The organism is Buttiauxella sp. (assembly GCF_035271705.1).
Classification (GTDB): Bacteria; Pseudomonadota; Gammaproteobacteria; order Enterobacterales; family Enterobacteriaceae; genus Buttiauxella.
Window position 1 is genome coordinate 1 of record NZ_DATERI010000083.1, and the last position, 8,559, is coordinate 8,559.

An 8,559-nucleotide genomic window follows, 5' to 3' on the forward strand; every position below is an offset into this window, starting at 1 on the left:
GACTACTTTGGGACGCACATGAGTCAGGAAATGCCCGCTTCACCGACTGAAGCGCGAATTAAAACAAAACGCCGAATTTCGCCCTTCTGGTTGCTACCAATTATCGCATTGATGATTGCCAGTTGGCTCATCTGGTCGACGTGGGAAGAACGCGGTACCACAGCGACCATTGATTTTCTTTCTGCCGACGGTATTGTCGCCGGACGAACCCCTGTACGTTATCAAGGCGTAGAAGTGGGCACCGTGCAGAGCATCAGCCTGAGCAAAGATCTGCGCAAAATTGAAGTAAAAGTCAGCATTAAAAGCGACATGAAAGATGCGCTGCGTGAGGATACTCAGTTTTGGTTGGTGACGCCGAAAGCATCACTGGCCGGCGTTTCCGGTCTGGATGCGCTGGTCGGTGGGAACTATATCGGCATGATGCCTGGCAAAGGTGAACCCAAAGAACACTTTTCCGCACTGGATACCCAACCCAAATATCGCTTGAATAATGGCGAGTTGATGATTCATCTTCACGCTCCGGATTTAGGCTCTCTCAACAGCGGCGCGTTGGTATATTACCGTAAAATTCCCGTTGGCCGGGTTTATGACTACACCATTAACAACAATACCCAAGGCGTCACCATTGATGTGTTGATCGACCGCCGTTTTACCAAACTGGTAAAAAAGGGTAGCCGTTTCTGGAACGTATCAGGTGTAAAGGCCAACTTTAGCCTTTCCGGTGCGCAAGTTCAGTTAGAAAGCCTGGCGGCGTTAGTCAATGGTGCGATTGCCTTTGATTCCCCGGAAAACTCTGCTGAAGCCACAGCTGAGGATGAGTTTGGCCTGTATGAAGATCTGGCACATAGCCAACGCGGTGTGATCATCGATCTTTCCCTGCCAAGTGGCGAAGGCCTAAAAGCAGGCTCAACAGCGCTGATGTACCAAGGCCTGGAAGTGGGGACGCTAACCAAGCTGAACCTTAATCCTGGCAGCACAGTGACCGGTCAAATGACCGTTGACCCCAGTGTCGTCAACTTGATGCGCGCTGGCACGCGTATTGAGCTACGTAACCCTAAAATTTCGCTCAGCAATCCCAATCTCAGCAGCCTGTTAACCGGTTCTACTTTTGAGCTGGTGCCGGGAGAAGGCTCCCCACAGAACCATTTTGTGGTATTCCCAAGTGATAAAACGCCGCTGCAACAGCCGAATGTTCTGACGCTAAACCTGACCGCACCTGAAAGTTACGGCATTGATGCGGGCCAGCCAATCATTCTCCATGGCGTGCAAGTTGGGCAGATTCTTGAACGCTCTCTCTCCGCCAAAGGTGTCAGCTTCTCAGCAGCCATTGAGCCCGAATATCGCCATCTGATTCAGGGCGACAGCAAGTTCGTCGTCAACAGCCGTATTGATGTCAAAGTCGGTATCGACGGAGTCGAGTTTTTGGGGGCCAGCGCCAGTGAATGGGTGAATGGAGGGGTCAGGATTATTCCAGGCAACAAAGGCGAGATGAAAAAGAGTTACCCGCTGTACGCCAACCTGGAAAAAGCGGTCGAAAATAGCCTGAGCGACCTACCGACAACCACATTGACGCTAACCGCTGCCAGCTTGCCGGATATTCAAACCGGCTCCGTGGTGCTGTACCGTAAATTCCAGGTCGGTGAGATTATCAGTGTGCGTCCACGTGCCAATAGTTTTGATATCGACGTAAACATTAAGCCGGAATACCGCAACCTGCTGACGGCAAACAGCGTGTTTTGGGCTGAAGGTGGCGCACGCGTGCAACTTAACGGTAGCGGCCTGACAGTACAAGCTTCTCCGCTATCTCGTGCGCTTAAAGGGGCGATTAGCTTTGACAACCTGAGTGGCGCAAGCGTCGGCCTGAAGGTGGGTGACAAACGCATGCTGTATGCGTCTGAAACTGCTGCTCGCGCCGTCGGTAGCCAAATTACATTGCACACCTTCGATGCCGGAAAACTGTCTGCGGGTATGCCGATTCGCTACCTGGGAATTGACATCGGGCAGCTTGAATCACTGAATCTTACGGCGTCGCGCAGCGAAGTCGAAGCGAAAGCGGTGCTCTATCCTGAGTTTGTGGAAACGTTTGCTCGCGGGGGTACGCGTTTCTCGGTGGTCACACCGAAGATTTCCGCCTCGGGTGTGGATAATCTCGACACCATTCTGCAGCCATATATTAACGTGGAACCAGGACGTGGCGCACCACGGCGTGACTTTGAGTTGCAGGAAACTTCTATCACCGACTCGCGTTACTCCGATGGCCTGAGCATCGTGGTGGAAGTGCCTGAAGCGGGTGCATTAAGCATTGGCACACCGGTTCTGTTCCGTGGAGTGGAAGTCGGTACAGTGACCGGTTTAACGCTCGGCAATCTCTCAGACCGTGTGATGGTCGGTTTGCGTATCAGTAAACGCTTCCAGCATTTGGTGCGAGATAGCTCGGTGTTCTGGTTAGCCTCGGGCTATAGCCTCGATTTTGGTCTGACAGGTGGCGTGGTGAAAACCGGCACCTTCAACCAGTTCATTCGTGGCGGCATCGCGTTCGCAACACCACCAGGAACACCGCTCGCGCCGAAAGCTGAAACCGGTAAACACTTCCTGCTTCTGGAAAGTGAACCTAAAGAATGGCGTCAATGGGGTACTGCGCTTCCACGTTAATGCCCGCGCCCCGGTGCCTCACCGGGGCGTTTGTGCTACACTGCACCCTTCTCTTTTTTCTGGACTTCCTTCGTGGCTCACTCTCAAAACGCCTTTCTCCCGCAAGCCTTCCTTGATGTTATTCGCGATGCACTCCCAGCAGACCAGACGCTCGAAAGTTTTATCGAGTACTGTCAGCGCCCGCTGCGCCGCAGCTTGCGCGTGAATACACTCAAGATTTCGGTCAGCGATTTTCTTGAACTGGTTGCGCCATACGACTGGCATCTGACACCCATTCCCTGGTGTGCAGAAGGGTTCTGGATTGAGCGTGATGACGAAGAAAGTCTGCCACTTGGCTCCACCGCTGAACATTTAAGCGGCCTGTTTTACATTCAGGAAGCCAGTTCCATGTTACCGGTTGCCGCCCTGTTTGCTGACGGCAATCAGCCGGAACGCATTATGGATGTTGCCGCAGCACCGGGTTCCAAAACCACACAAATTGCCGCACGCATGGGTAATCGTGGCGCCATTCTCGCCAATGAATACTCCGCCAGCCGGGTGAAAGTGCTGCATGCCAATATCAGCCGTTGCGGGATTAGCAACGTGGCACTGACCCATTTCGATGGCAGAGTCTTTGGCGCCGCACTTCCGGAATGCTTCGATGCAATATTGCTCGATGCACCTTGTTCAGGGGAAGGAGTGGTGCGCAAAGACCCGGACGCACTTCGCAACTGGTCGCCAGAAAGCACCTCCAGTATCGCTGATACACAACGTGAACTGATCGCCAGCGCATTTCATGCACTTCGTCCAGGTGGCACATTGATTTACTCCACCTGCACATTAAACCGCGAAGAAAACCAGCAGATTTGCCAGTGGTTGCTGGATGAGTGGCCAGAAGCGGTTGAAATTGCGTCGCTCAGCGGCCTGTTCCCGGATGCAGAAAAAGCCATAACGGCTGAAGGCTACCTGCATGTATTCCCGCAGATTTATGATTGTGAAGGTTTTTTCGTTGCGCGATTACGTAAAACTGCATCAGTCGACGCGCTTCCAGCTCCAGGTTACAAAGTGGGTAACTTCCCGTTCAGCCCTCTGTATGGCAAACAAGCAGCTGAAGTTACCGCTGCCGCGAAAAAATCAGGGATCAGTTGGCAAGATGACCAACAGCTTTGGCAGCGCGATAAAGAAATTTGGTTATTCCCGAAAGAGATTATTTCTTTGATCGGTAAAGTTCGTTTTTCACGCATTGGATTACGCCTTGCGGAGCAGTACAACAAAGGCTATCGCTGGCAGCACGAAGCCGTTATCGCGCTGGTGCCGGGGGACTCCCCGCTGGCATTTGCTTTGACTGAGTTTGAAGCTGAGGAGTGGTATCACGGACGCGATATTTACCCAGATGTGACACCGTCACTTAACGAAGTGGTTGTCACCTGGCAAGGACAACCCCTTGGACTGGCCAGAAAAGTCGGTTCACGGTTGAAAAACAGTTACCCGCGTGAGCTGGTACGCGATGGCAAACTGTTCGCGACGAAGGGTTGATGCACTCAATAATTCTCTCCTTGTGATTTGCAGTTTTTGTACGTTTGTCTACGCTCTACTGTAGGAGACCTAACTGGTCATACCACACCTACCCAGATCCGAGGAGAGCGATATGACAAAAACGAGCGTACGAATAGGCACCTTCGAAATTGATGATGCTGAATTACATGGGGAGCAACAAGGCGACCGCACGTTGAGCATCCCTTGTAAATCTGACCCTGACCTGTGCATGCAGCTTGATGCCTGGGATGATGAAACCAGTATTCCCGCCGTCCTTGATGGCGAACATTCAGTCCTCTATCGTCAACATTACGACCAAAAATCTGATGCCTGGATCATGCGTCTTGCATGATTCAAATGGACCCGTCGCCCAGACGGGTTAATTAATCTGCCCCCATTCCCCCTCTTCCCATGACTTCCCCTACAATTAAACCAAACGGTGCAACTCTGAGGCGTTAATGTTTGCGTTAGTTTTATTTGTTTGTTACCTGGACGGTGGTTGCGAAGATATTGTGGTGGATGTGTTTAATGCCGAGCAGCAATGTGTGGTCGCTATGGATGACCAACGGATACGCAATGGTGGATGCTTCCCGATAGAAGATTTTATCGATGGTTTCTGGCATCCGGCTCAGGAATATATGTCAATGTAGGTTACTGCACCTGCACCATCGTGAGTTTATTACCAAACACCGCGCCAGTATCAATGTAGTTTTGGTTGTGAAAATGACCGGCTTCTTTGAGCGGTGTATGGCCGAAATAGAACTCATCTGCCCCTTCAATATCCTCGCCTCGCCCGTGTAAGTTTTTATTGAGTCGATCACGGCTCCAGACCAGCAAATGCTCATCAACCGGCTGATTCCAACTGTAATGTGAGGCAGGATAATCAGCATGGGCGATAACCAGCGTTTTGCCATGGGTATGAAGCTCAATCACTAACGGTAAATCACGGCAATGTAGTAACGCCTCATGCACATTTTGCTGACGGGGTTCAGGTAACTCACGGTACCAGTCACCGCCGTTCATCTGCCAAAGCATTCCCTCACCTTCATCCAGTGCTTCTAAAGCCATCGCTTCGTGATTGCCTCTCACTGCTTTAAACCATTTGCTGCCCAGTAAGGCGAGGCAACCGGGGCTGTTTGCACCGCGGTCGATGAGATCCCCCACTGAGATAACAAGATCCTGATGGTAATCAAAATGCTGGAGTTTAAGCTGGCTGATAAACTCAGAAAGGCAGCCGTGTAAATCACCGACAATAAACACATGCCGCCAATTCTCACCGTCAATTCGCTGATACATGCTGACTCCACACTGGTTATTTATTGCTCAATTATAAACCAGTGTGCGGTAATGGTTAGCGGGTCGGGCGGATGAACATTTTTACCTGTTTGCCATGGTATTCGACGTAGTGTGCAAACTGGAAGCCAAATCCCTCAGCAAGGTGAATGGATCGAGGATTATCATTATCAATAATGCAGCAAACCGGTGTGGTAAATTCACCATCAGCCCACCCTAAAATTGCGCCTAATGCTTCATTTGCGTAGCCTTTGCCGTGTACTGCGGGAATGAGCGTCCAACCCGCTTCGGGGAATTGAAGTGCTGGAGTCAATTCACGGCGTGCATCCTGAAAACCAAACGCGCCAACAAAACGCCCTTCTACCTTTTCAAACACTCCCCAGTACCCGTACCCCAAGGCCTGCCAATGGCCGATATAACGTAATAAACGACTCCATGTCATTTCCTGCCCTTGGGGCTGACCGCCGCCGATAAATTTCACCATTTCCGGGTCTGCCCAGCAGGCGGCTAAACCTGGGAAATCATCCAGTGTAAAATGTCGCAAAATTAAACGTTCTGTTTCCAGATGCGGGGCTTCTTTAACCATGTTCATTTCCTTATATACCCGTTAGCATTCGAGTTGCAGGTAGGCGGCCAGGGAGATTATCCCGAGGAGCTTACTTGAGTCAGTGATTTTGGGGTAAGTGAGTACAACCAACACCCCGGCAGCTTGAAGGATGACGGGTATAAAACATTATTTAATAATTCTGCCGCGATACCGCTCATGAAACAATAAGCAAAATCAGAGGGAAGCTTTCTGACATAGGTTCAGAGAAATTGATCAGGAGATAACAATAGAAAAGGCTGCAAATCTGCAGCCTTTTGAGAGGTGATACGAGTTAGCTGGTAAATATTTCGCTTTTTCAAGCGTTTCATTACGGTTTACACCCAAGAGCATCGCGGTAATAAGCTACACCACGTACTCCACCAGTTTACTATCGAGGATCAGTTTCAAACTTTCTGGCACCTCCGTTTCACTCTGGAACAAATATAAATCTAGCAGCCCTGACATTCTAAAAGTAACGGCAGATTCACAGTTTTGTCATCTGCTCATCAAAATGCCTCATTTAGTCTTGCAAGTGTTGATCAGACTTTGCCGCTCAGGCGTTCATGGAAGTCGCTACTGCGCAAATCCAGGCCCACAATTTCGACTTCACATTCATAACGCTGGTAGCGGGTTTCAATCGCATCAAGCACAGCGACCGTCGAAACATCCCAGATTTGTGCCTGAGATAAATCAATAATCACCTGCTGCGGGTCATCGGCGTACTGGAAATGCTCGAACAAATCATTGCTGCTAGCGAAGAACAGCGGGCCAGTTACCGTGTAACGAACAGATTGCCCATCGTCGGATAACAACCGTTGTGCATGCACAACGTGAGCGATACGTCGGGCAAACAGAATCATTGCAAAGATAACACCGCCGACCACACCCAAAGCCAGGTTTCCCGTCGCAACCGTGACTGCAACAGTCGTCACCATCACAAGAGTTTCGGGGAGCGGGATCCTTTTCAACGTAGCGGGTTTCACGCTGTGCCAATTGAGAGTTTTCACTGCCACTATCACCATGATCCCCGCCAGAACCACCATCGGGATCTTCGCCATCAATTCACTCAGGCCGGTGACTAACAGCAACAACACAAGTCCTGCAGCAAGCGTTGAGATTCGCGTGCGCCCTTTGCCCAGTTCGACATTGACCATCGTCTGGCCAATCATGGCGCACCCTGCGATACCGCCGTAGAAACCGGCAAATATATTAGATAGCCCCAACCCCCAACATTCACGACGTTTGCTGGAGGGTGTGTCCGTCAGCTCATCCACAAGCTTAGCGGTCAGCAACGATTCCATTAACCCCACAAATGCGATACTCACCGCGCAAGGCCATATAATTCGTAACGTATCCAGGTTTAGCGGCACCCATAATTCGGTTAAACCCGGCAAACCCGCAGCCATTGGGCCTGACTCCCCCACCGTCGGGACTGATAGCCCCGTGCCGATACACAGTGCGGTGATAACAATGATTGCCACCAGCGGCGAAGGCACCGTTTTGAACACCCGTGGTAACAGGAGAACAATCACTAGCGTCAGGGCAAACAGCCCCCACACCAGCGGGTTATCCCCCCAAATGTGAGGCATCTGCGCGAAGAAAATCAGGATACCCAATGCGTTGACAAACCCGGTCATCACCGATAATGGGATGTACCGCATCATGCGTGCAAGCCCACTTACCCCAAACAAAATTTGAATCATCCCTGCCAACAATACTGCAGGGAAAATATATTCCACCCCATGCTGGTGCACCATTGGTCCAATAACCAGGGCGACTGAACCGGCAGCGGCAGTCACCATCGCTGGGCGTCCACCGAGAATTGACATGGATAAACACAGCACAATGGAGGCCACCAGGCTGACTTTTGGGTCAACCCCAGCGATGACTGAGAATGAAATGATCTCCGGGACTAATGCTAATGCAGTGACCACCCCCGCAAGGGATTCTCGGGCTAACAGGCGTGGGCTGCGCAAAACAGCCGCGAGGGAGTTTTCCCGGCTATGGTTTTCAGTTTGAGTGGTGGTCATCGTTCTCGTCTTTGCAGGTTTATTGTTATGAGTGGTGGCTAATTCAAGCCGGGCGTGATTGTACAGAGAGGTTAGTAAGGATGCTAATTAATGTGCGATGAAAGAAAGAGCGGATACTTCAGTTTAGACTGGCACAGTCTGTGCAGATCGGCTTTATGAGAAAGCATTTGGAAAGGAGTTCACCCAAAAACTGCTCGGCCATAAGTCGGAAAAAATGACAGAAAAGTACTTGGATGTGAGGGAGAAAGTGTTTAGATTAATTTAACAGGGCAAAAAGACCGGATATCAGTTTTCGGACATTTTAAGACGCGAGTTTCTAAGCCACTGATAAATAAGATAGATAAAAAAAAGACCGAATACGATTCCTATATTCGGTCCAGGGAAATGGCTCTTGGGAGAGAGCCGTGCGCTAAAAGTTGGCATTAATGCAGGCAGAGTTCGCCTTGCCTTCTAAGAATAGATTACCGGCGCAGCTTTTCCAGT

7 protein-coding genes are annotated in these 8,559 nt (G+C 50.6%); 4 read left to right on the forward strand and 3 right to left on the reverse strand.

Annotated elements, in window-relative coordinates:
- The first annotated feature begins 18 nt into the window (after positions 1-18).
- From VJY99_RS07460 to VJY99_RS07475, 4 genes are all read left to right on the forward strand, one after another.
- Positions 19-2,652 carry a PqiB family protein gene (locus tag VJY99_RS07460; protein ID WP_324117427.1) on the forward strand — a complete coding sequence of 878 codons (2,634 nt, stop codon included), beginning with the start codon at positions 19-21 and terminating at the stop codon, positions 2,650-2,652.
- A gap of 72 nt (positions 2,653-2,724) precedes the next feature.
- Entirely contained in the window at positions 2,725-4,167 is a 1,443-nt protein-coding gene (rsmF, locus tag VJY99_RS07465) for a 16S rRNA (cytosine(1407)-C(5))-methyltransferase RsmF (RefSeq protein ID WP_324117421.1), read from the forward strand.
- Between the two features lie 112 nt (positions 4,168-4,279).
- The gene (locus VJY99_RS07470) at positions 4,280-4,519 is read left to right on the forward strand and encodes a YebV family protein (RefSeq protein ID WP_324117422.1); all 240 of its coding nucleotides are present in this window, start codon (positions 4,280-4,282) and stop codon (positions 4,517-4,519) included.
- A 106-nt stretch (positions 4,520-4,625) separates the two neighbouring features.
- Positions 4,626-4,817, forward strand: a complete 192-nt coding sequence (locus tag VJY99_RS07475; protein WP_324117423.1) for a YebW family protein — start codon at positions 4,626-4,628, stop codon at positions 4,815-4,817.
- Position 4,818: 1 nt separating this feature from the next.
- Here VJY99_RS07475 and VJY99_RS07480 read toward each other — a convergent pair whose 3' ends face one another.
- The 3 genes from VJY99_RS07480 to VJY99_RS07490 all read right to left on the reverse strand — a co-directional run bounded on the left by VJY99_RS07480 (position 4,819) and on the right by VJY99_RS07490 (position 8,076).
- A complete protein-coding gene (locus VJY99_RS07480) occupies positions 4,819-5,463 on the reverse strand; it encodes a metallophosphoesterase (protein WP_324117424.1) in 645 nt (214 codons plus the stop codon).
- Between the two features lie 55 nt (positions 5,464-5,518).
- Positions 5,519-6,046 (reverse strand): GNAT family N-acetyltransferase, encoded by a 528-nt coding sequence (locus tag VJY99_RS07485; RefSeq protein WP_324117425.1) that lies wholly within the window; start codon positions 6,044-6,046, stop codon positions 5,519-5,521.
- A 539-nt stretch (positions 6,047-6,585) separates the two neighbouring features.
- Positions 6,586-8,076, reverse strand: coding sequence for a SulP family inorganic anion transporter (locus VJY99_RS07490; RefSeq protein WP_324117426.1), 1,491 nt, complete (start codon positions 8,074-8,076; stop codon positions 6,586-6,588).
- Positions 8,077-8,559 lie beyond the last annotated feature (483 nt).

Excerpts from the sequence above, each read along its gene's own strand:
- VJY99_RS07470 (WP_324117422.1), top strand. The coding sequence starts at position 4,280 with ATGACAAAAACGAGCGTACGAATAGGCACCTTCGAAATTGATGATGCT.
- VJY99_RS07485 (WP_324117425.1), bottom strand. The coding sequence starts at position 6,046 with ATGGTTAAAGAAGCCCCGCATCTGGAAACAGAACGTTTAATTTTGCGA.
- VJY99_RS07460 (WP_324117427.1), top strand. The coding sequence starts at position 19 with ATGAGTCAGGAAATGCCCGCTTCACCGACTGAAGCGCGAATTAAAACA.
- VJY99_RS07490 (WP_324117426.1), bottom strand. The coding sequence starts at position 8,076 with ATGACCACCACTCAAACTGAAAACCATAGCCGGGAAAACTCCCTCGCG.
- VJY99_RS07475 (WP_324117423.1), top strand. The coding sequence starts at position 4,626 with ATGTTTGCGTTAGTTTTATTTGTTTGTTACCTGGACGGTGGTTGCGAA.
- VJY99_RS07480 (WP_324117424.1), bottom strand. The coding sequence starts at position 5,463 with ATGTATCAGCGAATTGACGGTGAGAATTGGCGGCATGTGTTTATTGTC.